26 protein-coding genes are annotated in these 24,197 nt (G+C 71.5%); 17 read left to right on the forward strand and 9 right to left on the reverse strand.

Annotation, left to right across the window (positions count from 1 at the left end):
- Window positions 1-13: 13 nt before the first annotated feature.
- Window positions 14-988 carry a GDP-mannose 4,6-dehydratase gene (gene gmd / locus HQK15_RS05805; protein ID WP_173490438.1) on the reverse strand — a complete coding sequence of 325 codons (975 nt, stop codon included), beginning with the start codon at window positions 986-988 and terminating at the stop codon, window positions 14-16.
- Window positions 989-1,117: 129 nt separating this feature from the next.
- Between gmd and HQK15_RS05810 the strand changes: the two genes are divergently transcribed.
- Both HQK15_RS05810 and HQK15_RS19050 read left to right on the forward strand, forming a co-directional pair.
- Window positions 1,118-2,125: a class I SAM-dependent methyltransferase gene (locus HQK15_RS05810; RefSeq protein ID WP_173490439.1), complete on the forward strand. Its 1,008-nt coding sequence runs from the start codon at window positions 1,118-1,120 to the stop codon at window positions 2,123-2,125.
- Window position 2,126: 1 nt separating this feature from the next.
- Window positions 2,127-2,723 (forward strand): serine O-acetyltransferase, encoded by a 597-nt coding sequence (locus HQK15_RS19050; RefSeq protein ID WP_173490440.1) that lies wholly within the window; start codon window positions 2,127-2,129, stop codon window positions 2,721-2,723.
- Between the two features lie 11 nt (window positions 2,724-2,734).
- Here HQK15_RS19050 and HQK15_RS05820 read toward each other — a convergent pair whose 3' ends face one another.
- The 3 genes from HQK15_RS05820 to HQK15_RS05830 form a co-directional block, all read right to left on the reverse strand.
- Window positions 2,735-3,490, reverse strand: a complete 756-nt coding sequence (locus HQK15_RS05820) for an FkbM family methyltransferase (protein ID WP_173490441.1) — start codon at window positions 3,488-3,490, stop codon at window positions 2,735-2,737.
- Between the two features lie 64 nt (window positions 3,491-3,554).
- Window positions 3,555-4,766 (reverse strand): glycosyltransferase family 61 protein, encoded by a 1,212-nt coding sequence (locus HQK15_RS05825; RefSeq protein ID WP_173490442.1) that lies wholly within the window; start codon window positions 4,764-4,766, stop codon window positions 3,555-3,557.
- 9 nt (window positions 4,767-4,775) lie between these two features.
- On the reverse strand, window positions 4,776-5,570 hold the full coding sequence (locus HQK15_RS05830; RefSeq protein WP_173490443.1) for an FkbM family methyltransferase: 795 nt from the start codon (window positions 5,568-5,570) through the stop codon (window positions 4,776-4,778).
- 233 nt (window positions 5,571-5,803) lie between these two features.
- Here HQK15_RS05830 and HQK15_RS05835 point away from each other — a divergent pair, with 233 nt between their 5' ends.
- Window positions 5,804-6,811 (forward strand): GDP-mannose 4,6-dehydratase, encoded by a 1,008-nt coding sequence (locus HQK15_RS05835; RefSeq protein WP_173490444.1) that lies wholly within the window; start codon window positions 5,804-5,806, stop codon window positions 6,809-6,811.
- On the opposite strand, the gene HQK15_RS05840 is transcribed toward HQK15_RS05835, so the two are convergent.
- Both HQK15_RS05840 and HQK15_RS05845 read right to left on the reverse strand, forming a co-directional pair.
- Window positions 6,800-8,032, reverse strand: coding sequence for a glycosyltransferase family 4 protein (locus HQK15_RS05840; RefSeq protein ID WP_173490445.1), 1,233 nt, complete (start codon window positions 8,030-8,032; stop codon window positions 6,800-6,802). The genes HQK15_RS05835 and HQK15_RS05840 overlap by 12 nt on opposite strands.
- Before the next feature lie 4 nt (window positions 8,033-8,036).
- Window positions 8,037-9,002 carry an NAD-dependent epimerase/dehydratase family protein gene (locus HQK15_RS05845; RefSeq protein WP_173490446.1) on the reverse strand — a complete coding sequence of 322 codons (966 nt, stop codon included), beginning with the start codon at window positions 9,000-9,002 and terminating at the stop codon, window positions 8,037-8,039.
- A 230-nt stretch (window positions 9,003-9,232) separates the two neighbouring features.
- Here HQK15_RS05845 and HQK15_RS05850 point away from each other — a divergent pair, with 230 nt between their 5' ends.
- Genes HQK15_RS05850 through HQK15_RS05860 form a run of 3 tightly spaced genes read left to right on the forward strand, consistent with a single transcriptional unit; the run spans window position 9,233 to window position 12,857 of the window.
- Entirely contained in the window at window positions 9,233-10,669 is a 1,437-nt protein-coding gene (locus HQK15_RS05850; protein ID WP_173490447.1) for a tyrosine-protein kinase domain-containing protein, read from the forward strand.
- 5 nt (window positions 10,670-10,674) lie between these two features.
- Window positions 10,675-12,060 carry an O-antigen ligase family protein gene (locus HQK15_RS05855; protein ID WP_173490448.1) on the forward strand — a complete coding sequence of 462 codons (1,386 nt, stop codon included), beginning with the start codon at window positions 10,675-10,677 and terminating at the stop codon, window positions 12,058-12,060.
- Window positions 12,057-12,857, forward strand: a complete 801-nt coding sequence (locus HQK15_RS05860) for an FkbM family methyltransferase (RefSeq protein WP_173490449.1) — start codon at window positions 12,057-12,059, stop codon at window positions 12,855-12,857. The genes HQK15_RS05855 and HQK15_RS05860 overlap by 4 nt, the downstream gene beginning before the upstream one ends.
- A 2-nt stretch (window positions 12,858-12,859) precedes the next feature.
- Here the strand turns inward: HQK15_RS05860 and HQK15_RS05865 are convergent, their stop codons facing one another.
- Window positions 12,860-13,540 (reverse strand): class I SAM-dependent methyltransferase, encoded by a 681-nt coding sequence (locus HQK15_RS05865; protein ID WP_173490450.1) that lies wholly within the window; start codon window positions 13,538-13,540, stop codon window positions 12,860-12,862.
- Between the two features lie 49 nt (window positions 13,541-13,589).
- Here HQK15_RS05865 and HQK15_RS05870 point away from each other — a divergent pair, with 49 nt between their 5' ends.
- Together HQK15_RS05870 and HQK15_RS05875 are read left to right on the forward strand one after the other, a co-directional pair.
- Complete coding sequence (locus HQK15_RS05870; RefSeq protein ID WP_173490451.1) at window positions 13,590-14,306, forward strand: Fic family protein; 717 nt, start codon at window positions 13,590-13,592, stop codon at window positions 14,304-14,306.
- A gap of 336 nt (window positions 14,307-14,642) precedes the next feature.
- Complete coding sequence (locus tag HQK15_RS05875; protein ID WP_173490452.1) at window positions 14,643-15,497, forward strand: SGNH/GDSL hydrolase family protein; 855 nt, start codon at window positions 14,643-14,645, stop codon at window positions 15,495-15,497.
- A 10-nt stretch (window positions 15,498-15,507) separates the two neighbouring features.
- Here the strand turns inward: HQK15_RS05875 and HQK15_RS05880 are convergent, their stop codons facing one another.
- A complete protein-coding gene (locus HQK15_RS05880) occupies window positions 15,508-16,311 on the reverse strand; it encodes an HAD family hydrolase (protein ID WP_367649071.1) in 804 nt (267 codons plus the stop codon).
- Window positions 16,312-16,416: 105 nt separating this feature from the next.
- Here HQK15_RS05880 and ssd point away from each other — a divergent pair, with 105 nt between their 5' ends.
- The 8 genes from ssd to HQK15_RS05920 all read left to right on the forward strand — a co-directional run bounded on the left by ssd (window position 16,417) and on the right by HQK15_RS05920 (window position 21,339).
- On the forward strand, window positions 16,417-17,457 hold the full coding sequence (gene ssd, locus HQK15_RS05885; protein WP_173490453.1) for a septum site-determining protein Ssd: 1,041 nt from the start codon (window positions 16,417-16,419) through the stop codon (window positions 17,455-17,457).
- Entirely contained in the window at window positions 17,454-18,596 is a 1,143-nt protein-coding gene (locus HQK15_RS05890; protein ID WP_173490454.1) for a TadA family conjugal transfer-associated ATPase, read from the forward strand. The genes ssd and HQK15_RS05890 overlap by 4 nt, the downstream gene beginning before the upstream one ends.
- Window positions 18,593-19,387 (forward strand): type II secretion system F family protein, encoded by a 795-nt coding sequence (locus HQK15_RS05895; protein WP_173490455.1) that lies wholly within the window; start codon window positions 18,593-18,595, stop codon window positions 19,385-19,387. The genes HQK15_RS05890 and HQK15_RS05895 overlap by 4 nt, the downstream gene beginning before the upstream one ends.
- Window positions 19,384-20,082 (forward strand): type II secretion system F family protein, encoded by a 699-nt coding sequence (locus tag HQK15_RS19055; RefSeq protein WP_173490456.1) that lies wholly within the window; start codon window positions 19,384-19,386, stop codon window positions 20,080-20,082. Before HQK15_RS05895 ends, HQK15_RS19055 begins: the two co-directional genes overlap by 4 nt.
- A 115-nt stretch (window positions 20,083-20,197) precedes the next feature.
- Window positions 20,198-20,371 carry a DUF4244 domain-containing protein gene (locus tag HQK15_RS05905; protein ID WP_217361350.1) on the forward strand — a complete coding sequence of 58 codons (174 nt, stop codon included), beginning with the start codon at window positions 20,198-20,200 and terminating at the stop codon, window positions 20,369-20,371.
- Between the two features lie 55 nt (window positions 20,372-20,426).
- Window positions 20,427-20,630, forward strand: coding sequence for a DUF4244 domain-containing protein (locus HQK15_RS05910; protein ID WP_173490458.1), 204 nt, complete (start codon window positions 20,427-20,429; stop codon window positions 20,628-20,630).
- Complete coding sequence (locus HQK15_RS05915; RefSeq protein WP_173490459.1) at window positions 20,627-20,977, forward strand: TadE family type IV pilus minor pilin; 351 nt, start codon at window positions 20,627-20,629, stop codon at window positions 20,975-20,977. Before HQK15_RS05910 ends, HQK15_RS05915 begins: the two co-directional genes overlap by 4 nt.
- On the forward strand, window positions 20,974-21,339 hold the full coding sequence (locus tag HQK15_RS05920; RefSeq protein ID WP_367649072.1) for an Rv3654c family TadE-like protein: 366 nt from the start codon (window positions 20,974-20,976) through the stop codon (window positions 21,337-21,339). Before HQK15_RS05915 ends, HQK15_RS05920 begins: the two co-directional genes overlap by 4 nt.
- Here the strand turns inward: HQK15_RS05920 and HQK15_RS05925 are convergent.
- Entirely contained in the window at window positions 21,323-23,632 is a 2,310-nt protein-coding gene (locus tag HQK15_RS05925; RefSeq protein WP_173490460.1) for a DEAD/DEAH box helicase, read from the reverse strand. The two genes, HQK15_RS05920 and HQK15_RS05925, sit on opposite strands and share 17 nt — an antisense overlap.
- Window positions 23,633-23,776: 144 nt before the next feature.
- On the opposite strand from HQK15_RS05925, the gene HQK15_RS05930 reads away from it, so the two are divergent.
- Complete coding sequence (locus HQK15_RS05930) at window positions 23,777-24,118, forward strand: STAS domain-containing protein (protein WP_173490461.1); 342 nt, start codon at window positions 23,777-23,779, stop codon at window positions 24,116-24,118.
- Window positions 24,119-24,197: the final 79 nt, after the last annotated feature.

A 24,197-nucleotide genomic window follows, 5' to 3' on the forward strand; every position in this document is an offset into this window, starting at 1 on the left:
GCCGGGAGCGGCATCACTTCTTGAGCGACATCTCCAGCTCGGCGGAGTCGGAGTCGACCATCAGGCGGGCAAGGTCGAGGGCCGTGGTCTTGGCCTCCCAGCCCAGATGGGTGCGCGCCTTGGTGGCGTCGCCGAGCAGCGCGTCGACCTCGGACGGGCGTTCGTACATGTCGTTGTGGACGACGTGGTCCTGCCAGTTGAGGCCGGCGTGCGAGAACGCGGCCTCGCAGAACGCGCGCACGCTGTGGCCCTCGCCGGTGGCGAGCACGTAGTCGTCGGGCTCGTCGGCCTGGAGCATCTGCCACATGCCGACGACGTACTCGGGGGCGTAGCCCCAGTCGCGGGTCGCGTCGAGGTTGCCGAGCTCGAGGGTGTCGGTGAGACCGGCGCGGATGGCGGCGACACCGCGGGTGATCTTGCGCGTCACGAAGTTCTCGCCGCGGCGGGGGGACTCGTGGTTGAACAGGATGCCGGACACGGCGAACAGCCCGTAGGCCTCGCGGTAGTTGATCGTGACCCAGTGGGCCTGCAGCTTGCTGGCGCCGTAGGGAGAGCGGGGGTGGAACGTGGTGTCCTCGTTCTGCGGCGGCGGGGTCGAGCCGAACATCTCGGACGTCGAGGCCTGGTAGAACTTGCAGCTCATGCCCGAGGCGCGGATCGCCTCCAGCAGGCGCAGCGTGCCGATGGAGTTGGTCGACGCGGTGTAGTCGGGCATCTCGAACGAGACCTTGACGTGGCTCTGCGCGCCGAGGTTGTAGACCTCGGTGGGCTCGATCGACCGGACCAGGTTGACCAGTCCGACGCCGTCGGTGAGGTCGCCGTAGTGCAGGTGCAGCCGGTCGTTGCCGGCGAGGTGGTCGATGCGACTGCGGTTGAGCGTCGACGACCGTCGGACCAGCCCGTGGACCTCATATCCCTTGTCGAGCAGGAACTCCGTCAGGTAGGACCCGTCCTGGCCGGTGATGCCGGTGATGAACGCTCTATTCATGCAGGTCAGCCTATCGTCCGGGCCGCCGGAGCAGGTGCAGGACGAGGGAGTCGGTGGCATCGATTTGTGTGGGTCGGCAGCCGGCGTAATGCGCCTCGGCGAGGGTCCTCACTGCGTAGAATCCTCCGCATGGACGCTCCCCTCCCGCCAGTCCCGCGGCGCAGCGCGAAGCAGCGCGCCCTGCGCTTCCTCCCCGCCCCCCTCGTCGAGTCCCTCGACGGTGCCGTGTTCCGGTTCCGGCGCGCACGGGTCCGGCTCGCGCTGTCGGTCTTCGGCGCGCTCGGCTACAACGTGGTCAAGAAGAAGGACTACTACTCCACGCTGCCCGTGCTGGGCGAGATCGAGCAGACGCGGGAGCGGTGGGACCGTCCGAGCAGCCTCGTGGGCGTCGACGCCGACGTCCCCGGCATGCGCAAGCACCTCGCCGAGCTGGCCGGGCGGTGGGAGACCGAGTTCGCCGCGACGACCGGTGACTACCTGACCAACACGCGCCGCGGCTTCGGGCCGGGATACCCGCAGCTCGACGCCCGCACGCTCTACTACTTCCTGCGCGAGCACAAGCCGGCCCGCTACCTCGAGGTCGGCTCGGGCCTCTCGACCTACTACGCCTCGCTCGCCGCGGCGCAGAACGCGCAGGAGGGCTCGCCGCTGCGCATCAGCTGCATCGAGCCGTATCCCTTCGACGCCCTCAAGACCCTTCCGGACTTCGAGCTCATCGAGGGCTTCGTCCAGGACGTGCCGCTCGAGCGGTTCGAGGAGCTCGAGGCCGGCGACGTCCTGTTCATCGACTCGTCCCACGCGCTCAAGATCGACAGCGACGTGGCGTTCTTGTTCCTCGAGGTGCTGCCGCGCATCAAGCCCGGCGTGCTCGTGCACATCCACGACGTGCACTTCCCGTTCAACGGCCCCTACCCGGCCGACACCTGGCTGTTCGGGGAGCGCTGGCCGGTCTACTGGAACGAGGCGATGGTCGTGCAGATCTTCCTGAGCTTCAACTCCGCCTACGAGGTGCTGCTGTCCGTCCCGATGATCCGCCACGACGACGAGTCGTCGCTGAGCGAGCAGTTCGGCGACTACGTGCCCGTCGCCCAGGACCCCAACCCGCCGTCGTCCCTGTGGATCCAGCGGGTGCGCTGACGTGGATCGCCCCGACACCGGCCCTGTCCTGCCGATGCTGACCCTGCTGCGCGCCGACATCGAGGCGACGACGCACGCCAACTTCCGTGCCCGGTCTCCGCTGCGCTTCTGGGGACGGGCCCTCACCAAGGCGCTCGTCAGCCCCAACGTGCGGGCCGTCGTCATCTACCGGATGGCGCAGGCCGTGACCAGGAAGGGATATCTGCCCCTCGGCCTGCTGCTGCGGGCGCGCTCGATGCGCACGACGGGCGCGGAGATCAACCCGCTGGCCTCGATCGGTCCGGGCCTCTACCTCGCGCACTCGGTCGGTGTCGGCATCGGTGCCTACGTCGTGATCGGCTCCAACTGCCGCATCCACCTCGGGGTCGTCATCGGTCCCCAGACGATGGACCACTCGGGGCCCGAGTACACCGTGATCGGCAACGACGTCTTCATCGGCACGCACGCCGTCATCGTCGGCGGGGTCACGATCGGCGACGGTGCGGTCATCGGCGCCAACGCGCTGGTCGTCCGCGACGTCGCGCCCTACACCGTGGTCTCGGCGTCGCCGGCCCGCGTGGTGGGCAGCCGCGAGCCCACCGACACCCACCCGGCCTGACGGCCCGGCGCTCAGCGCGCCGGATCGTCCTCGCGCCGCACGAACAGCCCGTCGACCTGGAGCATGCGGCCGTCGGGGTCGGAGATGCCGGGCTCGAGCTGCTGGATGCGGTAGCCCGCGGTCGCCATCGCGGCCACCAGGTCGTCGAACAGCCGCTGGCCCGCGTAGAGCTCGACGAACGACAGCTCGAGCTGGATCGCGGCGACCTGGCCGACGAGGTCGCCGGCCCCGCGGAGCACCTCGTCCTCGAAGCCCTGCGTGTCGATCTTGAGCAGCGTGTGCCGGGGGTCGAGGCCGTGCGCCTCGACGAGGGCGGCGACGGTCGTGACCGGCACCTCCTCGGTCGCGATGAAGCGTGACTGCGGAGCCGTGGTGAGGTGCGCCTCGGTCATGTCGCGGATCGAGGAGGAGAAGGAGTTCTCCGACACGTTGATCGTCGCGGTGCCCGACTCGGCCCCGACGGCGGTGTTGAGCGCGGTCCAGTGCTCGTCCTTGGCGGCGCGCTGGCTGAGCTGGGCGAACGCTCCGCTCAAGGGCTCGCAGCTGATGATCTGCCCGCCGAAGCCGGCGCTGCGGGTCAGCACGGCGTACTGGCCGACGTTGGCGCCGATGTCGAGGACCGCGCGGACGTCGTGCGACGCCAGGGTGCGCACGAGGCGTCCGGCGTAGGACCCGCGGCCGATCTCGAGGTCGGCGCGCTGCAGGGTGCGGCGGATCCAGAGCTTGCCGGTCTCGCGCGCTCGGTTGGTCATGGACTGATCGGTCATGGGCGCGGAGCCTCCGGGAGGGCGGGAGCACGTCCCGCGACGGGTGGTGGACGAAGAGAAGAGGTCATGTGGCCAGCAGCTCCTCGACGGCTGCGAGGACGGACTGCGGCGACAGGTCGATGTCGTTCTGGACCCGGTTCATGCGGCGCTCCGGGCGGTCCGGCTCGACGGGCTCGGCGACGAGGTAGCGGTAGACCGAGTCGGGGATGTTGTCGGTGATCGACCAGTAGCCGGGATTGAGGTAGCGCGGTGCGAACAGCTCGAGGACCCGCACCCCCTCGGGCGCGAAGTTGAGGTTGACCAGGCCCGCGCCGTGCGGCGCCACGACCACCTCGGCGGCGGCGAAGTGGTCGATCTGCTCCTGGACGCTCACGGCGCCGGGATCGAACCGGACGAAGCCGAGCCGCTCGAGGTGGGGCAGCAGCTCGGCCTCGCGGACGAGCCGACGCGTCTGGGGCACGTCGCCGCGCGTCACGTAGATGCGTCGCGGCCGGCCCTGCACGTCGCGCGGGGGCAGCGCGGTGCGCAGCCACGAGGTGATCCACGGCGGGGCGAGGGTCTGCTGGTTGTCGAGGCTGGGGACCAGGAGTCGCTCCGCGCGCAACGACAGGTGCTTGACGGGCTCGACCAGCTCGATCTGGTCGAGGCCCAGCATCGCGACGAGCTGCTGGTCCCAGCGCGTGCGATGGCTGATCACGATGCGGTCGGGCCGGACGCCCGGCATCGCCTCCTGCAGCAGGCCCCAGCGGGGCAGCGTGTCCATGATGGAGTGGTAGTAGTTGCGTCCCGACGCGGGGGAGGCCAGCGAGAGGGTCGTGCCCGCGAGCTGCTGGGGCGCCGGCAGGCGAGGGCGCAGGTAGATCGGGTGCTCGCGCCAGCCGCGGATGCCGAAGTAGGGGCTGGTCTGCAGGTCGAGCACTCCGCCCGGGGTGACGGTCGCGGCGTACTCGCCGACGAGGTGGCCGTCGGTGACGTCGAGGACGAACCGGGGAGGGACGTCGAGGTCGCGCACCTCGTCCCAGAAGCGCAGACCCGCCGGCCGGCCGGCGGGAACGGGACGTCGCACGTGCGTGGCCGGGCCGCCGACGTGGACGCGCACCGCGTCGGGCTCGTGCCGGGCGGTCTCGGCCGACGACGGTGACGCCGTCCGGGGCACGGCGCGCGATCCTCCTGCCCCGGTCGCACGGGACACGCGTCCGACCTCGCGCGTCGCGGCGCGGTGGGCCCGCTTGGCGGCCGGCCACAGGGGCTGGAGCGCCGGTGGGAGTCGGGTCATCGGCGGCGCTCAGGCAGCCGCGGCGCGCGCGAACCAGGCGTTGCCCAGGCCGGGGCGGTCGGCCGGCTCGTTGCGCACGAGGTCGAGCCCCACACCGCCGAGGAACGCGACCAGGTCGTCGAACGAGTAGCCGTCGACCGGGTGGTACTCCATGACGACCCGCTGGACCGTGGTCCAGTGCGCCGGGTCGCTGGTGAGGATCACGCCGTACTCGGCGCCCTCGGCATCGCTCTTGATGAGGTCGATCCGGCCGCCGGTCGCTGCATGGATGTCGGCGAAGGTCACGCACGGCACCGACACCGTGGCCCCGTAGCCGTCGGGGGCGGTCAGGCCGTTGTGGGCGCTGGCGCTGCCGTTGTCGACGAACTCGAGGGCGCCGGCGTGGTCGGACACGGCGCGACGGTGCACCACGAGGCGGTCACCGAGGTCGTTGGCCGCGACGTTGCGCTCGAGCCAGGCGGCGGTCGAGGGCGAGGCCTCGTAGGCGTGCACCGTGGCACCCGGCACCGCCGCGCACACGGCCGTCGAGAAGCTGCCGATGTGGGCGCCGATGTCGACGGCCGTCAGGTCGGGGCGAAGCCCCTCGAGCAGGTCGCCCATTCGGTAGACGTCGTCGGCGTTGATCTCGTAGACGGGGAAGCGGGCGCCCGCGATGTTGGGGGCGTACATCGTCAGGCCCGTCTTGGTGCGGAAGGTCATCTCCTTGGACCGCACGGTGCTCCAGAGCAGCTCGGTGCCGTTGTCGAAGTGGGTGAACGACTGGCGGATCCGGCGTCCGGCCCGGACGACCCTGCGCACTCTCATTCCACGTTCCTCTCGTCGACGGGCCGGCACGGACGGCTGACCCAGTATGGCATTGATGACCCTCGCGAACCGGTGCTCGGGCGATGTCGTCGGGGCTGATTCACGGGGTCCCGGGTCGGCGGATCTGCCACCGACGAGAGGCCCGCTGAGTATGCTGATCCGGCGATGCTGCCGCCCGCCCGGGTCCTGCGGCTGCGACTCTGACGACGGATCGACGGACCTGCGAGGTGGCCATGAAGCGTGCGCTCGTGACGGGGCTGGGCGGACAGGACGGCACGCTGCTGGCGCGTCACCTGCGGTCGCTCGACTACGACGTCGTCGGCACGCTCCGACCGGGCTCGCACCACGACCTCGCGCCCTACCTCGACGCCGTGACGGTGGTCGAGCACGAGCTGGACGACGTGCCCGCGTTCGCCGCGCTGCTGGACGAGCACGAGCCGCACGAGGTCTACAACCTGGCCGGCATCACGTCGGTCGGCCGAGGCTGGAGCGAGCCGGAGCTGACCCGTGCGCTCAACGAGCACGCGGTCGAGGGGATGCTCCGGGCGATGCTGGCCCACGGGGAGCGCACCGGGGCGCCGGTCCGCTTCTTCCAGGCCTCGACGTCGGAGGTCTTCGGCCCGGGGGCGGTCAACCCGCAGGACGAGCAGACCCCGCACGCCCCGGCCCATCCCTATGCGGAGTCCAAGAGCCGTGCCCAGCTGGCGACCGCGGCGGCCCGCGAGCGTCACGGGCTGTTCGCCTGCGCGGGCATCCTCTACAACCACGAGAGCCCCCTGCGCCGCGTCGACGTGGTCACGCGCAAGGTCACCCGGGCGGCCGCCCGCATCGCGCAGGGGAGCGGGGAGCGTCTGACCCTCGGCAACCTCGACTCGGCCAGGGACTGGGGCGCGGCGACCGACTACGTCCGGGCCATGCACGCCGCGCTGCAGCACGACGAGCCCATGGACTACGTGATCGCCACCGGCCGGCTGCACACGATCCGCGAGCTCGTCGAGCTGGCGTTCGCCGCCGCGGGCCTGGACGATGCGTGGCAGCACGTCGACCAGGACCCGGCTCTGCTCAGGAAGGTCGACGCGCCGGGTCTCTGCGGCGACGCCGGCAGGGCCCGTGACGTCCTCGGGTGGGAGCCGAGCGTGTCGTTCGAGCAGCTGGTGCGCGACATGGTCGCCGTCGACCTGCTCCGGGTCAGGACCGGGATCGAGCACGCGCCCGCCCATCTCGAGGGCTCAGCCGGCTGAACGGGCGCCGCGGCGGTCGGCCACGGCGTCGCGCAGGATCGTCTCGAACTGACGGGTGACGTCGGTGACGTCGAACTTCTGCTCGGCGATCTGTCGTGTCCGCAGCCCGATCGAGGTGATCGTGTCGCGGTCGCCCGCCAGCTCGGCCAGCCACTCCGCGGCGACCTTGGCGCCGACCGGTGTCGGATCGGCGACGAAGCCGCCGCTGGCGTCGATGTCCTGGGCGGCGGGGTTGTCGGCCGGCATCAGGCCGAGGATCGGTCGTCCGGCCGCCATGTAGGACAGCACCTTGCTGGGGATGGAGAACTTCGTCGCGTCGGGCTCGAGCAGCGCGACGAGGACGTCGGCGGAGCCGAGCACGTCGGGCAGGTTCTCGGCCGGCTGGAACGGCAGGACCGTCAGCGGCAGGTTGCGGGTGCGGGCCACCTCGGCGATCTCGTCGGCGGCCTCGCCGACCGAGATCACGGCCATCGACGCGTCGATGCCGTTGTCGAGGACGTTCTGCAGCAGGTCGACCAGCAGGTGCGGGTTGTGCTTGCGCCCGATCGTGCCGGCGTAGACGAGCCGGAGCGAGTCCTCGTCGTCGAACAGCAACGCCGATCGCCGGTTGCTGCGACCGACCGGGAAGACCCGGTCCAGGGGAGCCCAGTTGGGGATGACCGACACGCACTGGGCCTTGACCCGCCAGCGCGGGTAGATGGCCTTGAACGCCTCACCGATCGCGACCACGTGGCGGGCGTTGCGCGCGCAGTAGGCCTCCATCGTGATGAACAGGTGCGTGCCGAGAGCAGCCATCGGACGCGGCAGGCGTCGGCGCAGCTCGTCGGACAGCCCGCTGCTGTAGATGTCCTGGTGCCACATCACGTAGGGCAGCTTCGTCCGCCGGGCGTAGCGTGCGAAGAAGTACATCGAGACCAGTGGGAGGTTGCACGCGACGACGGCCTCGGGCCGGTCGGCCTTGAGCTGCTTGATCCACTCGCGCGCGTACGCCCGCTCGAACCGCAGCCGGGCCAGGGGCGAGTACTTCATGAACGGCAGGTGCAGCGTCAGACCCCGAAACGCCAAGGTCCGGCTGTCGCCGGGCTGGCGGGTGAGATGTCCCTTGCCGCTGACGTACTGCTCGGAGAAGACGTGGTCGACGTGGTGTCCCTTGGCAGCGAGCTCACGGGACAGCTCGGCCTGGAAGGGATGTCCAGAGAAGTCGTGGACGATGACCTTCATGGAGTCAGCCGCGTGCCGCGAGCTGGTCGTAGATCCAGGAGTAGGTCTTCTCGAGCCCGTCGCGCAGCGAGATCGACGGCTCCCAGCCGTAGATGCTGTGGAAGAGCTCGTTGTCGCTGTTGCGGCCGCGGACGCCCTGCGGTGCTGACAGGTCGTGGTTCTTGGTGACCGTGATGCCCGAGATCTCCTCGAGGATGCCGATCATCTGGTTGATCGTGACGAGCTCGGCCGAGCCGAGGTTGACCGGCTCGACGTTGTCGCCGGCCAGGATCTCCTGGGTGCCGCGGACGCAGTCGTCGATGTACATGAAGCTGCGGCTCTGCTCGCCGTCGCCCCACACCTCGATCGTGTGGTCGCCGCTGAGCTTGGCCTGGGCGATCTTGCGCGAGAGCGCCGCGGGGGCCTTCTCGCGACCGCCCTCGAACGTGCCCTCGGGGCCATAGACGTTGTGGTAGCGGGCGATGCGGGTCTTGAGGCCGAAGTCCTCGCGGAAGTGGCGGGCCATCCGCTCGCTGAAGAGCTTCTCCCAGCCGTAGCCGTCCTCGGGGTCCGCCGGGTAGGCGTCGGACTCCTTGAGGGCCGTGACGTTGGGGTCGGTCTGCTTGTCGCCGGCGTAGACACAGGCCGAGCTGCTGTAGAAGAAGTGCTCGGTGCCGGCGTCCTTCGCGGCGACCAGCATGTTGGTGCTCGTCAGGACCGAGAGCATGCACTCGGCCTTGTTGTTCTCGATGAACCCCATGCCGCCCATGTCGGCCGCGAGGTTGTAGATCGTCTCGGTGCCGACGGCGACCTTGTGGGCGTCGCCCATGTCGGCGCAGTCGGCGACGATGTTCTCGGCGTCCGGGTGGACCTGGTACCACTCGTCCTGGGGCTTGACGTCCACGGCGCGGACGTCCTTGCCCTGCTTGAGGAGGTCGGCGACGAGGTGTCCGCCGATGAAGCCTCCGCCGCCAGTTACGAGTACGGTCATGCGGGTCTGCCTATCTCACGGGATCTGGAGTGGAACATCTGCTCACGTACCTGTGGCGCCGTCGCGAAGACGGCTGAGCCACACGTTACAACGGGTGACTTCTCCGCGGGTTACGAATTAGATGCCGCTGGTTGTCACGTGGTCGATTCGGTGCGCAGATCGACCACTGACTCGCATACACTCCCTGTGATACTTGCCGGAGCACTGCCTCCAAGCCATAAGGGGAACCCGTGGATCTGCGTCAATTTCTGGGCATCTTGCGTGCGCGCTGGAAGTTCAGTGTCGTCACGTTCGTGGTGGGTGCCCTGGCCACCTTGTTCCTCAGCCTCAGCGCGACACCGCAGTACGGATCCAGTGCCAAGCTGTTCATCTCGACGCCCGTGGGCCAGCAGGCCGACTACACCGCAGCGCTCTTCGCAGGCCAGCGACTGGCGTCCTACGCCGACCTGGCGACCGACCCGTCCCTGCTGCAGAACGTGATCGACCGGCTCAACCTCGTCGGGGTCACGCCCGACGAGCTCAAGGGCCAGGTGTCGGCGTCGGTCATCACGTCGACGCAGACCCTCGAGATCAGCGTGACGGCCGAGACCCCGCAGGTCGCCCAGCAGATCGCCGAGGCCGCGGCCCAGGGCATCGTGGCGCTCGTCGCCGAGCTCGAGAAGCCCGCCGCCGGCGAGGGCCAGCCGGCCTACGTGGCGCGCGTCGTCGGCAAGCCGAGCATCAGCCAGTCGCCGGTCTCGCCCAACATCCCGCTCAACCTGGCCGTCGGCCTGCTGCTGAGCCTCTTCGTCGGCATCGCCGGCTCGGTGCTGCGCGACCTGCTCGACCGCACCGTCAAGCTGCGCAAGGACGTCGAGGAGATCACCGGCAACGCCGTGCTGTCGACCCTGCCGTTCGACAAGCAGGTCAAGAAGCGCGCCCTCAGCAACGAGGGCCACGGCCCGCTCGCCGAGGCGTTCCGCGTGCTCCGCACCAACCTGCAGTTCGCCAACCTCGATGCCAAGGTCGAGTCGATCCTGGTGTCGAGCGCCGTTCCCGACGAGGGCAAGACGCTGGTCGCGACCAACCTCGCCCTCTCGATGGCCCAGTCCGGTCGCTCCGTGCTGCTGATCGACGCCGACATGCGCAACCCCAACGTCGCGGACATCCTCGGCCTCGAGAACTCGGTCGGCATCGTCTCGGTGCTCATCGGTCGCGCGACGCTCGAGGAGGCGACCCAGTCGCACCCCAGCGGCATCAACTTCCTCGCCACAGGCCCGACGCCGCCCAACCCGGCCGAGGTGCTCGACACCCAGGCCATGCGTGACCTGCTCTTCAGCGTCCGCAGCGAGTACGACGTCGTCATCATCGACGCCCCGCCGATGCTGCCCGTAGCCGACGCCTCGATCCTCATGGGCGAGGTCGACGGCGCCCTGCTGCTGGTCAGGTACGGGTCCACGACGCGCGAGCAGCTGCGCCTCGCGGTCAGCCGCATCGAGACCGTCGGTGGACGCCTGTTCGGCACGATCCTCAACCGCACGCCCCCGCGGCTGGGTGACTCCTACGGCTACGGATATGGCTACGGGTATGGCTACGGGCAGGTGGAGCAGGAGCCGGAGAAGCCGCGCCGCGGCCTCCTCGCCAAGACGACTCGTCGGACGACGCCCAGTCGTCGGGCCTCAAGGTAGCCACAATGGCCAGCACGCTCGGGGAGGTCAGCCGGCGTCGGGGCGGGTTCGCCCACCCCAAGGCCCACCGGCTGGTCGCGGCCGTGGCGCCGCCCCTCGGCGTGCTCGTCCTGCTGGGCCTCCTGCTGCCCGTCGGGCTCGGCTCGGTGTTCGGAGCGGCCTTCGCGCTGTTCGTGATCCTGTTCCTCACGGTGCTCGTGACCGTGGGCATCGAGGGCACCGCGATCGGGATGTTCGTGCTGGGCTTCCTGCTCTCGCCGATGAACGACGTCCGGCCGGTCGAGGCCCTGACGTTCATCACGGCCTCCGACGTGTTCCTCGTGCTCGGCGTGGTGCTCCTCGTCCCCTACCTGCTGACCCGCGGGTTCGAGGCCCAGCTCCCGTTCATGGTCGGGGCGGCGGGCGTCGTGGCCTTCGGCCTGCTCTCGTCGGCCGCCAGCGCCGACCCGGCCACGAGCCTCAACGCGGTGCTGCGCCTGGTCGTCGGCGCCTTGGTCTTCCCCGTCGCCTTCATGCTGTGGCGCCCGCGGCGTGAGGTCGTCATCGCGCTGGCCGCGGCCTACCTGTTCGGCAACTGCATCAGCGTGGGTCACGCGCTGGTGTTCGGCGCCGCCTCCTACGAGGGGCGCTACCTCGGGCTCACCCGGCACCCCAACATCCTCGGTCTCTGCTCGATGCTGTCGCTCGCGGTGATCCCGTTCCTGTGGCAGGAGCTGCCGCGGTGGAGCCGCTTCTACCTGCTGGTGGGGGCCGCGTTCGGTGCCTACGGCGTGTGGATCAGCGGCAGCCGCGCAGCGCTCCTCGTCACGGTCGCCGTCCTGGCGGTCTACCTCGTCCTGTCACGCTCGATCGGCTTCGCGGTCATCCTGTTCGGCCTCAGCATCCTGCCGATCTACTTCGTGGGGCGGACCCTGGCCTCAGGCGATGCGGGCAACAACATCCTCGGTCGCCTGCAGGGCAACGGCAGCGCCACGTTCTCCGACCTCCAGCGAGAACAGCTGATCCGCGAGGCGACCGACAAGTTCGTCACCCACCCGATCCTCGGCGTGGGCTTCGGCGACGTGCTCGAGGCGCACAACATCTACCTGCAGGTCGCGGCGGCCGGAGGCATCCTGGGCCTGCTGTTCTACCTGATCCTGCTGGGCGCGGTCGCCTGGCAGCCGTTCCGCCTCGGGACGCGATACCTGCCGCTGGCCCTGCCCGTGCTCGCCTACGCGATGATCGGCGCGATCACGCCATTGTTGTGGGATCGCTACATCTGGTGCCTGTTGGCCCTACCGTTCCTCGTGTCGTTGTCCGACCGATCCGCGACCCCGACGACGCCGTCCGACCGATCCGCGACCCCGACGACGCCGTCCGACCGATCCGATCAGCTCCAGGAGACTTCATGAATGTGGTTCGTCGTGCCCGGTTCGCGCTGATGCGCACCCGCCAGACGGTGTCGATCTTCGACAACGGCTGGGACGTCCTGCGCCGCATCGCCACGCACGCCGACGAGCTCGTCTACCAGGTCGACGGGCTGCGGATCACCGCCCCCAACGCGCCCGGAGCCCGGGTGCCGGTCTACGAGGTCTTCGCCGAGGACGAGTACGGCATCGAGTGGTTCGGCCAGGGGCTCGACGCCCCGGTCCTGGTCGACATCGGCGCCCACATCGGCTGCTTCTCGATCGCGTTCGCGACGACGTTCCCCGGCTCCCGCGTCTCCACCTACGAGCCGACGCCGTCCACCGGCTCCTACCTGCAGCGCAACGTCGACGACAACGGCCTCGCCGATCGCATCGCCGTGCACCGCAAGGCCGTGGGCGCCACGACGGGTGCGCTCGTGATGGCCGACAACGGCGCCGGCAGCGGCCACAACGGCGTCCTGCACCTGGGTGAGCCCGGTGCCGTGACGATCGAGGTGCCCTGCGTCGGATTCACCGACGTCGTCGCCGAGGCCGGTGGCCACGTCGACATCCTCAAGATGGACGCCGAGGGGGCCGAGTACGACGTCGTCCTCAACTCGCCGGTCGAGATGTGGTCGTCGGTGCGCCGCGTCGTCATGGAGTACCACGCGATGCCGGGTCGCTCGTTCGACGAGCTGGAGTCCCACCTCGCCGCGGCAGGTCTGGCCCTGGTGCGGCGTGACCGCTACAACGAGGGCCTGGGTCTCGCGTGGTTCTCGCGCGACCCGATCACCCCGCGCTGACCTCAGCGGAAGTCGAGCAGCATCGTGTCGGGCGGCGGGGTCTCCTGGCTGAGCCCGGCCTTGTCGACGCGCGCGCGGACGCAGAACGTCTCGTGCCGCAGCCGCAGGAAGCCGGTCTGACCGCCGTAGCTCATGAACAGGTCGCGGACCTGTGCCAGTGCGGCCTCACCCACCGAGGGGTGCTTGGTGGCCTGGGCGAAGCGGAGCAGGCCCGGCAGGTCGAGCTTCTCCCACGTGCCGAACTCGTGCGTCTCGGGCTCGTGGAACAGGCCGGACGCGCCGAAGGTGTCGACCGGGGCGGCGCCGCGGTCGAGGGAGCCGGTGATCTCGCGCAGCTTGCGCATCCACGGGATCGAGTCGTCGTGCCGCTGCGAGATCGCTGAGAGCAGCCCGTCGGGACGCAGCACGCGGGCGTACTCGGCCAGTGCCGTCGGCGCCTCGCGCAGCTCGGGCGCGACGACGACGTCGAACGCGTCGCCGAGGAACGGCAGGCGCTCACCGGCGCTGCGGACGTACTGGATGTCGGGGTGGCGGCTCGACGTCACGTCGTCGCCGGCCACGACGACCTCGTGGCCCTGCTCGGCGAGCTGGTAGGCCAGCGCCCCGTCGCCGAGGTGGAGCACGCAGGACAGACGGTCCCCGACCAGCCACTTGGCCGTGCGATCTTCGGGGGAGTCGTTCATTGTGTGAAGGCTACCGGGCGGCGCGAGGGGCGGCGGGTACGCTTCGGGCGTGTCCGATCCGTTCATCTCGGCTGCCGCGCTCGAAGGCATCCCGTCGACCTATGCCGGCACCCGCGACGGTCTCGACGGCATCCTGCGTGACCGGGGCCTGCGACGCAGCACCCCCGACGACACCGCACGGTCGTTGCTCCTCGGCGCCGTCGCCACGGCGTCGCTCGAGGGCAGCGTCTTCGAGATCGACGAGCTGGCCTCCGGTGGCGGCGATGCCCTCGCCCGCGGCGCGGTCCGGCTGTCGACCGAGCTGCTCGGCCTGCTCCCGGTCTGGAACCGCGCACCGGTGCAGGCCCTGGCTCGCATCCACGCCCTGGCGGCCGCCGGCTCGGTCGACGACGCCGACCTCGGCCGGCCGGTCAATCCCGACGGCGTCGCGCGGCTGACGGAGCTGGCCTGGATGCTCGGCCGGCCGACCGAGGCCCCCGGGCTGGTCGTCGCCGCCCTGGTCCACGCCGAGATCAGCGCGGCAGGGGCCTTCGCGACGCACAACGGCATCATCGGGCGCGCGGCCGAGCGTCTCGTGCTGGTCGCCAAGGGCGTCGACCCCGCCTCGGTGATCGTGCCGGAGGCGGGACACGCCGCCGAGCCCGACGGCTACCGCGCCGCGCTGGAGGCGTACGGCAGCGGCAAGCCGACCGGTGTGCACCAGTGGCTGATGTACGCCTCGCAGGCGTTCACGCGGGCGGCCGAGGCCTCCCCGCTCGCTCGCTGAGGCGGGCACCGACCCCAGACAGAGCGGCGGCGCCGACCCCGGGGGGATCGACGCCGCCAGGCCAGCAAACTCTCGGCTACCAGGCGTGCTGGATCTGAGTCGTCGTGGCTCCAGTGAATCCCTGAGTGGTCTGGAGTCCGGTGAGCGACTGTCCCATTGAGACGGGTGATCGCCGCGTGGGTACCGAGGTGCTGTGCCGATCTGGAGTTGTCATGTGGTCCTGCATCCTGTGTACGCCTGTTGACCTCGATCCGACAGCCCTACTCGTGCGTAATGTTGTGCGCCTCGTTTCACAAGCGCCGGGCAGAACGCCGGCGGCCGGATAGGCTTTCCGGCGTGGTTCGTCGCCGGCTCGTCGTGATTCTCCTGCTCGTCGTGGGGCTCGTCGCCGCGTGCGGCAGCGACAGCGATCCCGGACCGTCCGGCCTGACCTACGTCGCCCTCGGAGACTCCTACGCGTCCGGTCCGGGCCTCGGCTCGATGGACCAGGAGACGCCGGGCTGCCTGCGGTCGGCCCGCAACTATCCGCACCTCGTGGCCGACGAGCTGACGTCCTACACGCTGGTCGACGTGAGCTGCGGCGGCGAGACGAGCGGCCAGATCCGCAACGGTCGCACCCTCGGCGACGGGACGGTCGTCGAGCCCCAGCTCGACGCGGTCACCGACGACACCGGCCTCGTCACGCTCGGCATCGGGGCCAACGACGCCAGCGCCTACCTCGGGCTGTTCAGCTACTGCCTCCTGCCGGCGACGGCCAACGACGCGAGCTGCGAGCAGTACCTCGCGACCTATGCGGCGCCCACCTTCACCGCGACCCGCGATCGCATCGTCGCGCTGGTCGAGGAGATCCGCGAGCGGGCGCCGCGTGCCACGATCGTGCTGGTCGGCTACCTGCGGCTGGTGCCGGACTCCGGCAGCTGTGCCGTCATGCCCCTGTCGGACGTGCGGCGGGCCGCTGCGCTGAAGATCGAGTCGCTGATGAGGACCGCCCAGAAGGACGCTGCGAAGACGGCGGGGATCGACTTCGTCGACGCCCGCTCTCTCTCGGCCGGCCACGACGCGTGCGCAGGGAGCGAGGCCTGGGTCAACGGCGTCGACAACGTCCCGGGTGACGGCACGCTGCTGCACCCCAAGGCCGAGGGCATGCGGCGGGTCGCCGACGAGGTCCTGGCGACGGTGGAGAAGGACTGAGGGTCCGACCTCAGGCGGTGAAGCGGCCCTTGCGACGGGTGACGAGCGTGAGGGCGACCGCGCCGACCGCACTGGCGACGACCGTGACCGCCGCAGCCTTGCCGACGCGGGTGTCGAGGCCGAGGCGGCGACGCAGGGCCACGGGCCGGGCGAACACGAGGATCGGCCAGTCGTTGTCCTCGGCGATCTTGCGCAGCGCCTTGTCGGGGTTGACGGCGAACGGGTGACCCACCGCCTCGAGCATCGGGGCGTCGGTCTCGGAGTCGGAGTACGCGTACGACCCGGCCAGGTCGTAGCCCCGCTCCTCGGCGAGGGCGCGCATGGCGGTGGCCTTGTGGGGGCCGTAGGCGTAGAACTCGACGTCGCCGGTGTAGCGGCCGTTCTCGGCCACCAGCGTGGTCGCGATGACGTGGTCGACGCCGAGCATCGCGCCGATCGGCTCGACGACCTCGACGCCGGACGCGGAGACGATGATGACGTCGCGGCCGGCGGCCTGGTGCTGCTCGATGAGCGTGACGGCCTCCTCGAACACGAGCGGGTCGATGATCGAGTGCAGCGTCTCGGCGACGGCCTGCCGGACGACCTCGACGTCCCACCCGGTGACCATCTGCGTGAGGTAGGCGCGCATCTTCTCGAGCTGGTCGTGGTCGGCGCCGCTGATCGAGAACATGAAGTTCGCGTAGGCGCTGCGCAGCACGGCCCGCCGGGTCAGCAGTCCGCCCTCGTAGAACGGCTTGCCGAAAGCGAGCGTGCTCGACTTGGCGATGATGGTCTTGTCGAGGTCGAAGAATGCCGCAGTCCGCGTCGGGCTCACCCCATCAGGATAGGGGCGTCCACATGACGCCGGGGCAGGCTCGGCCGTCCACAGGTCGAGGTTCGCCCCTTTCGTCGCGCGTTCGGGGTCGCCATCGTCGGTGGCATGACCGATGTGCCGGCCCCGTTGATCGCGACCACCGACGAGCACCTGATCGACCTCGCGCAGCGGTGGTGCGCCGCGCTGGGGGCGAGCCCTGAGGTCGCCCGCGACGTCACCGCGGCCCGGCGGTCGTGGCGTCGAGCCGCCGCCGTCGTGGTGGGCGACGACCTGGTCGGCGCCCTGGCGGGGGCCGGCGTGTCGCGGCGTGACCACGTCGTGGTCGTCGCCCGGACGCCCGAGGCCTGCTGGCCCGCCGCGGTCGGGCTCGGAGCGACGGTCGTGTGCGAGCCCGTCGAGGAGGACCGGGTGCTGGGCGCGCTCGCGGCGGCGCTCGACGGGCGCGACGAGGCCTGTGTGGTCAGCGTGGTCGGCGGCTCCGGGGGCGCGGGCGCATCGACGCTCGCTGCGGCGCTGGCCGTCGTCGCCGGGCAGCGAGGGTTCAGGGCCCTGGCCTTCGACGCCGATCCGCTCGGTGGCGGCCTCGAGCTCGTGCTCGGGGCCGAACGCGCCGAGGGCCTGCGGTGGCACGACTTCGCGGTGACCCGTGGCCGCATCGACGCAGGCTCCCTCGCCGACGTGCTGCCGGAGCACCGCGGCGTCGCGAGCCTGTCGTGGACGCGCGACGAGCGGGGACCGCTTCCGGAGTCGCTGCCGGCCGTGGTCACGGCCGCGGTGCGCGGCTTCGACCTCGTCGCGGTCGACGTGCCGCGCCAGCTCGACCCGGCGGGAGTCGACCTCGTCGGGCGCTCGGTCCTCACGCTCCTGGTAGTGCCCGAGGAGATCGGTGCCGTGGTCGCGGCCCGCACGGTCGCCGGGAGGCTGGCCGACAGTGCGCCGTCGACCGGCCTGGTGACGGTCGCGCGGCCCGGCGGCATCGGCCCGGGTGCGGTGTCCGAGGCGCTCGGGCTCCCGGTGCTGGTCCGTCTGCGGCACGACCGCCGCGTCCGGGGCGCGGTCGACCGGGGTCATGGGCCGGCACGGTCGCGGGCCGTCCGTCGCGCGGCGTCGGCCGTCCTCGACGCGGTGGGGCTGGAGCGTCCGTGACCGACCTGCCGATCCTCGAGCGCGTCCGCCGGCGCCTGGCTGCCGACGGCGCCGATCCGACGCCGCACAGCGTCGCCGAGGCGCTGCGCGCGGAGCACCAGATGGCCGGCAGCGACACGGTGCTCGCGCTCGTCGACCGCCTGCGCAGCGAGACCCGCGGCGCAGGTCCCCTCGATCCGCTGCTCGCCCTGCCCGGGGTGACCGACGTGCTGGTCAACGGGCCGTCCGCGATCTACGTCGACCGGGGTCACGGGCTCGAGAAGACGCAGGTGCAGCTCGACGACGAGGCCGCCGTGCGCCGCCTCGCCCAACGGCTCGCAGCCCAGGCGGGCCGGCGCCTCGACGACGCGAGCCCGTGGGTCGACGCCCGGCTCTCCGACGGCACGCGCCTGCATGCGGTCCTCGCGCCGCTGGCCCGACCGGGCACGGCGCTGTCGCTGCGGGTGCCGGCGCGGCGGACGTTCAGCCTTGACGAGCTGCACGCGGCCGGCTCGGTGTGCGACGAGGCACTGGTCTGCCTGCGGCGGATCGTCGCGTCCCGGGCGGCGTTCGTCATCTCCGGCGGCACGGGCTCCGGCAAGACCACGCTGCTCGCCGCGCTGCTCGCCGAGGTTGACCACCGCGAGCGCATCGTCATCGTCGAGGACTCGACGGAGCTGCGACCCGCCCACCCCCACGTCGTGGGTCTCGAGGCACGTCCCGCCAACGTCGAGGGGGCCGGGCTCGTCACGGTGCGTGACCTCGTGCGCCAAGCCCTCCGCATGCGTCCTGACCGGTTGGTCGTCGGGGAGGTGCGCGGCGCCGAGGTCGTCGATCTCCTCGCTGCGCTCAACACCGGGCACGAGGGAGGGTGCGGCACGCTGCATGCCAACGCGCCGGCCGACGTCCCGGCACGGTTCGAGGCCCTGGGCGTCGCGGCCGGCATGCCGCGGGTGGCGGTGCACAGCCAGTTGGCCGCGAGCATCGACCTGGTGGTGCACCTCGGCCGCGGTGGCGACGGGCGACGGCTGGTCGAGCAGGTGGCGGTCATGGACCGGACTGCCGACGGCGTGGTCGTCTGCCGGCCGGCGTGGACGTTCGGCCCCCGTGGTCCGCTGGCGGGCCCGGGGCTCGATCGCCTGCTGGAGGTCACGGGATGATCGCGGCCGCGGCCGCGGGAGCGGCGGTGCTCGCGGTCCTGCTGTGGCGGCCACCCGGACGCTGGATCGTCCGACACCGCCTCGGTCGCCCGGCGGTCCGCGTGCGCCCGAGGTGGCTGCTGTCTGCTGCTGTCGCGGCTCTCTGCGCGGGGTTGCTCGACCAGGCGAGGGGGCCCCAGGTGGTGCTGGTCGCGACGGTGCTGGCCGTGGCGGCCTTCGTCGCCCGGCAGGTCGCAGCCGCGCGTCGGCGCGAGCAGGTCCGCGGCCGACACCGTGAGGTGGCGGAGGTGCTGGGCCTGATGGCGGCCGAGCTGCGGGCCGGTCTGCTGCCCGTCCGCACGCTGACGGGGCTGGCCGACGACTTCGCCTTCCTGGCACCTGCGGCACGGGCCGCCGGCCTCGGCGGTGACGTCGCCGCGGCCCTGCGCGAGGCGGCGACCGAGCCGGGGCGGGAGGTGCTGCGCGAGGTCTCGGCGGCGTCGCAGGTCGCCGAACGAGCCGGGGCGCCGCTGGCCTCGGTGCTCGTGCGGCTCGAGCACGCCGTGCGCGACGACCGTGAGGTCGACCGCGAGGTGCAGGCCGGCGCTGCACCCGCCAGGGCGACCGGCCGGCTCATGGCCGTGCTGCCGGTCGTGGGCCTGACGCTGGGATCGGGCATGGGCGGCGACCCGGTGGGTCTCCTGACGGGCACGTGGATCGGTGTCACGTGTCTCGCGGCCGGGTGCGCCCTCGCCTGCCTCGGGATCACGTGGGTCGAGCGGATCGCGGCTGCGGCGGAGCGCACGGCGTGACGGCGGCGGTGCTGGCAGCGATCGCGGTCTGGCTGCTCGTCCCGGTGTCGTCCAGGCGCCGGTCACGGCTCGTCCTCGTGACCGCCGACCCGCCCCGCTCGATCGACCTGCGGGTGGTGGCGGCCGTCGTCGCGCCGGTGGGATCGCTGGTGCTGCTCGGCATGCCGACGGGGTTGTTGCTCGGTGTCGTCCTCGCGCCCGTCGCCCACCGCGCGGTCGGGCGTCTGGAGTCGGCCGGGGCCCGTCGTCGAGCCGCTGCGGTCGAGGCGGCGCTGCCGGCGGCGCTCGACCTGATGGTCGCGGCGCTCGAGGTCGGCCGGCCACCGGTGGCCGCCTTCGCCCTGGTCGCCGATGCGACGGCGCCGCCCCTCGGACCCGAGCTCGGTGCCATCTCCGGACGTCTGGCGATCGCCGCCGACCCCGACACGGTCTGGCGGTCGGTCGCGGCCGATCCCGCCCTCGCGGCGGTCGGACGAGCCTTTCGTCGGGCCGAGTCCTCCGGCATGCCCGTCGCCGGGATCGTGGCCGGAGTCGCGACCGAGCTGCGGCGCGAACGGGCGGCACGGCTCCGCGAGCAGAGCCGCAAGGTCGCGGTCCGCACCGCCGCACCGCTGGGCGCCTGCTTCCTGCCGGCGTTCTTCCTGGTCGGGATCGTCCCGACGGTGCTCGCCTCGTTCCGGTCGCTCGGCTGGTGACGTCCACAGGTGCAGCGTCGTGGACCGGTCGTCCCCAGGCCGCAGATCCGGCCGCACCCGGCGACGTCCCGGCCCCATCTTCTCCATGACAGATCCACCACCGAAAGGACACCTCATGAAGAAGCTGCGCAACCGGGCCGAGCAGGGCATGACCACCGCGGAGTACACCGTCGGCACCCTCGGTGCGTGCACGATCGGCGGCGTGCTGGTCAAGGTCGGACAGTCCGAGTGGTTCGGCGACATCGTCAAGGACCTCATCGACAAGATCCCCAGCATCCTGCCGTTCTGACCGTCGCCCGGGACGGCGCCGGTGCGCCGTCCCGGGCCCTCCCGAAGGACCTGACATGACTCGACACGACGACCGCGGCATGGCGACCGCGGAATACACGATCGGCACCCTGGGCGCGGTGATGATGGCGACGATCCTCTACAAGCTCGGCCTGCTCGGCGTCGACGGCCCCTGGTTCGACCACCTGATGGACCTGGTCCAGAAGGCCTTGTCGTGGCGCAACATCTTCTCGGGCATGCCCCGGCTCGGCATCGGATGAGGCGCGAGCGCGGCATGGTGACGGCCGAGCTCATGACGATCGCCCCGTTGGGCGTCGCCCTGGCCTTCCTCCTGCTGTGGATCGTCTCCCTCGGGCTCACGCAGGTCCGGCTGGCCGACGCGTCGCGGGAGTCGGCCCGACTGCTGGCCCGGGGTGAGTCGACCTCCTCCGCCCAGACCGCCGCGCGGAGGCACGCCCCGGACGGTGCCACGGTCCGGGTGACCGAGGAGGGCGGAGTCGTCGTCGTCTCCGTGACCGTGCGGTCGCGTCTGCCCGTGCCGTTCTTCTCCGGAGTCGGGTCGCGCACCCTGACGTCGACGTCGGTGGCCGCCCGGGAGTCGCCGTGAGAGGGGCACGCGACCGCGGTGCCGTCACGGTGCACGCCGCGGCGGTGGCCACGATGCTGGTGGTGGCCGCCCTGGTGATGGCGCAGGTGGCGGGGCTGGTGCGCATGCGGCACCGGGTGGCCGCCGCCGCCGACCTCGCAGCCCTTGCGGGGTCCCAGGCCAGCGTCGACGGCGCAGACGGGTGCGAGGCCGCCCGCGCGATCGCGCGACGCAACGGCGCCGTGCTCGTGTCCTGTCGCATGGACTACGACGTGGCCACCGTGACGGCGCGGGCGGAGAGCACCCCGTGGTGGGGCGTCGGATGGTCGACGGAGCAGGAGGCCAGGGCGGCCCCCGACTTCTACCTCAGTGATCCCCCGTGACCGGGGCGTCGACGAGCAGGGCGTCGAGCAGGCGGACCGCCCCGGCCTTGTCGAGGGGCTCGTTGCCGTTGCCGCACTTGGGCGACTGCACGCAGGAGGGGCACCCGTCGTGACACTCGCACGCCATGATCGCGTCGCGGGTCACGCGGAGCCACCGGGCCGCCATCTCATAGCCACGCTCGGCGAATCCCGCGCCGCCGGGATAGCCGTCGTAGACGAAGACCGTCATCGTGCCGGTGTCCGGGTGCAGGGCGGTTGAGACCCCGCCGATGTCCCAGCGGTCGCAGGTCGCCAGCAGCGGGAGCAGGCCGATCGCCGCGTGCTCTGCGGCGTGGGCCGACCCTGGCACGTCGTCGTGCTCCATGGCGGCGCTGACGGCGTCGGGCGCGAGGGTCCACCAGACGGCCTTGGTCTGCAGGGTCCGGGCGGGCAGCTCGAGCAGCTCCTCGCCGAGCACCCCGCCGCCCGAGGTGCTGCGCTTGAGGTACGACACGACCTGGTTGACGACCTCGACGGAGCCGAACGACATCGCGGCGTCGCCCCACTGCTCGGTGCGCTCGGTGTCGATCACGGCGATCTCCGTGACCGACTTGGCCATCGTGGAGTAGTCCGGGTCGGCGCGGTGCACGATCGCGACGCCGTGCTCGACGTCGTACTCATCGACCAGGTGCACGTCGCCCTGGTGCACGTAGACGGCACCCTCGTGCACCGTGGAGTCGGCCGATCCGCCGTCGACCGTTCCGATCAGGCGGCCCGTGCCGGCGTCGACGATCTGCACCGGCGACCCGCCGCTGGAGCGGATGTCGGCGAGATCGCTCGCGCGCTCGCGCTTGGTCCAGAACCACCCGGCCTGCCGCTTGCGCAGCCAGCCGGCGGCCTCGAGCGCCGCGACGCCCTCGGCGGTCCGGGGGCCGAACATCGCGAAGTCGTCCTCGGTGAGCGGGATCTCCTGGGCCGCGGCGGCGAGGTGCGGACCGAGCACGTAGGGGTTGTCGGGGTCGAACACCGACGCCTCGACGGGCGCACCGAGCAGCGCCTCGGGATGGTGGACCAGGAAGGTGTCGAGCGGATCGTCCCTCGCGACCAGGATGCCGATCGAGTCGCGCCCCGAGCGTCCGGCGCGGCCGAACTGCTGCTGCAGCGCCGCGCGTGTGCCCGGGAAGCCGACCGTGATCACGGCATCGAGGCCCGCGATGTCGATGCCGAGCTCCAGCGCGTTGGTGCTGGCCAGGCCGAGCAGGTCGCCGCTGCGGAGCCGTTGCTCGAGCTCGCGGCGCTCCTCGGGCAGATAGCCGCCCCGGTAGGTCGCGACCCGCCGCACCAGCTCGGGGTCGACCTCGCCCAGCCGGCGCTGGGCGGTGGCGGCGACGGCCTCGGCACCACGGCGCGACCGGACGAAGGCCAGCGTGCGGACCTTGCCGATGACCAGGTCGGTCAGCAGCTCGCCGGCCTCGGTGGTGGCCGAGCGCCGGACGACCCCGGGGTTGGTGGGGTCGACGCCCGGGATGATCGGCGGCTCCCACAGTGCGATGGTGCGGGCCGCGTGGGGCGAGGCGTCGTCGGTCACCGGCACCACGTCGAGGCCGGTCAGGCGCGAGGCGAAGACCTCGGGGTCGGCGACGGTCGCCGACGAGAGCACGAACGTCGGGTCGGCGCCGTAGTGGGCGCAGATGCGGCGCAGCCGCCGCAGGACGTGAGCGACGTGGGCGCCGAACACGCCGCGGTAGTGGTGGCACTCGTCGACCACGACGTGCGTGAGCCCACCGAGCGCCCGGGTCCAGCGAGCGTGGCCCGGCAGGATCGAGTGGTGCAGGGTGTCGGGGTTGGTCAGCAGGTAGTTCGCGTGGTCGCGGGCCCACGCCCGCTCCTCGCGCGAGTTGTCCCCGTCGACCGTCGCGGGGCGGGCGAACGCCGCCGCGCCGGCGAGGCGCCGCAGCTGGTCGGCCGCCAAGGCCTTGGTCGGAGCGAGGTAGAGGACGGTCGGCATCCGGTTGCCGCGCAACGAGCTGCCCGTCCGCCCGGCGGCGAGACCGGTGAGGGCCGGTGCCTGGAAGACCAGCGACTTGCCCGAGGCGGTGCCGGTGGAGATGACGGTGTGGCGTCCGGCGTGCACGTGGTGCAGCGCCTCGGCCTGGTGGCCCCACAGGGTCGAGATGCCGTCGGCGGCGTACATCTCCCGCACGGCCGGGTCGACCCACTCCGGCCACGGCTCGACGACCGCCTCGCGGGCGGGCACGCGCTCGACGTGGGTCACCCGCTCGCCGTAGCGCAGCACGAGGTCGGCAGGGTCCACCTGCCGAGTCTCCCAGAACCCCCATGACCCCGGAGAGGTGACAGGTGGTCATGATGGGTCTCACACCGTGCTCGGACCCCGGCGGGCACGGGAAGATCGTGGTTGGATGGAGGCCACGGCATGGGCTGACGGAGGAGAGCGTCGATGGAGCTGGCACTGACGTCCCGCACGGACGGTGACTTCGAGATCATCGAGGTCGGCGGCGAGATCGACGTCTACACCGCACCCCGCCTCCGCGAGGCGATCGTCACCGCCGTCGATGCGGGCCACACCCGGCTCATCATCGACGTGCAGCGGGTCGACTTCCTCGACTCCACCGGGCTCGGAGTCCTGGTGGGCGCGCTCAAGCGCGTGCGCGCCGACGGTGGATCGCTCGACATCGTGTGCACCCAGGAGCGCATCCTGAAGATCTTCCAGATCACCGGCCTCGACAAGGTCTTCGGCCTGCACACCTCCGTCGAGGACGCGCGCTCCGCCTCAGCGTGATCCCCGTCACACTCCACGGGTCGCTCGGCATGTAACCTGCGTCACAACGGCCTGCTCGGCAGGCCGTCCGTACGCTCTG

This window comes from Aeromicrobium stalagmiti, from assembly GCF_013283745.1.
In the GTDB taxonomy this organism is placed as follows: domain Bacteria; phylum Actinomycetota; class Actinomycetes; order Propionibacteriales; family Nocardioidaceae; genus Aeromicrobium; species Aeromicrobium stalagmiti.

Excerpts from the sequence above, each read along its gene's own strand:
- HQK15_RS05820 (WP_173490441.1), bottom strand. The coding sequence starts at position 3,490 with ATGACCGATCAGTCCATGACCAACCGAGCGCGCGAGACCGGCAAGCTC.
- HQK15_RS05830 (WP_173490443.1), bottom strand. The coding sequence starts at position 5,570 with ATGAGAGTGCGCAGGGTCGTCCGGGCCGGACGCCGGATCCGCCAGTCG.
- HQK15_RS05930 (WP_173490461.1), top strand. The coding sequence starts at position 23,777 with ATGGAGCTGGCACTGACGTCCCGCACGGACGGTGACTTCGAGATCATC.
- HQK15_RS05860 (WP_173490449.1), top strand. The coding sequence starts at position 12,057 with ATGAATGTGGTTCGTCGTGCCCGGTTCGCGCTGATGCGCACCCGCCAG.
- ssd (WP_173490453.1), top strand. The coding sequence starts at position 16,417 with ATGACCGATGTGCCGGCCCCGTTGATCGCGACCACCGACGAGCACCTG.
- HQK15_RS05810 (WP_173490439.1), top strand. The coding sequence starts at position 1,118 with ATGGACGCTCCCCTCCCGCCAGTCCCGCGGCGCAGCGCGAAGCAGCGC.
- HQK15_RS05825 (WP_173490442.1), bottom strand. The coding sequence starts at position 4,766 with ATGACCCGACTCCCACCGGCGCTCCAGCCCCTGTGGCCGGCCGCCAAG.
- gmd (WP_173490438.1), bottom strand. The coding sequence starts at position 988 with ATGAATAGAGCGTTCATCACCGGCATCACCGGCCAGGACGGGTCCTAC.
- HQK15_RS05910 (WP_173490458.1), top strand. The coding sequence starts at position 20,427 with ATGACTCGACACGACGACCGCGGCATGGCGACCGCGGAATACACGATC.
- HQK15_RS05840 (WP_173490445.1), bottom strand. The coding sequence starts at position 8,032 with ATGAAGGTCATCGTCCACGACTTCTCTGGACATCCCTTCCAGGCCGAG.
- HQK15_RS05855 (WP_173490448.1), top strand. The coding sequence starts at position 10,675 with ATGGCCAGCACGCTCGGGGAGGTCAGCCGGCGTCGGGGCGGGTTCGCC.
- HQK15_RS05835 (WP_173490444.1), top strand. The coding sequence starts at position 5,804 with ATGAAGCGTGCGCTCGTGACGGGGCTGGGCGGACAGGACGGCACGCTG.
- HQK15_RS05905 (WP_217361350.1), top strand. The coding sequence starts at position 20,198 with ATGAAGAAGCTGCGCAACCGGGCCGAGCAGGGCATGACCACCGCGGAG.
- HQK15_RS05915 (WP_173490459.1), top strand. The coding sequence starts at position 20,627 with ATGAGGCGCGAGCGCGGCATGGTGACGGCCGAGCTCATGACGATCGCC.
- HQK15_RS05865 (WP_173490450.1), bottom strand. The coding sequence starts at position 13,540 with ATGAACGACTCCCCCGAAGATCGCACGGCCAAGTGGCTGGTCGGGGAC.
- HQK15_RS05845 (WP_173490446.1), bottom strand. The coding sequence starts at position 9,002 with ATGACCGTACTCGTAACTGGCGGCGGAGGCTTCATCGGCGGACACCTC.
- HQK15_RS05895 (WP_173490455.1), top strand. The coding sequence starts at position 18,593 with ATGATCGCGGCCGCGGCCGCGGGAGCGGCGGTGCTCGCGGTCCTGCTG.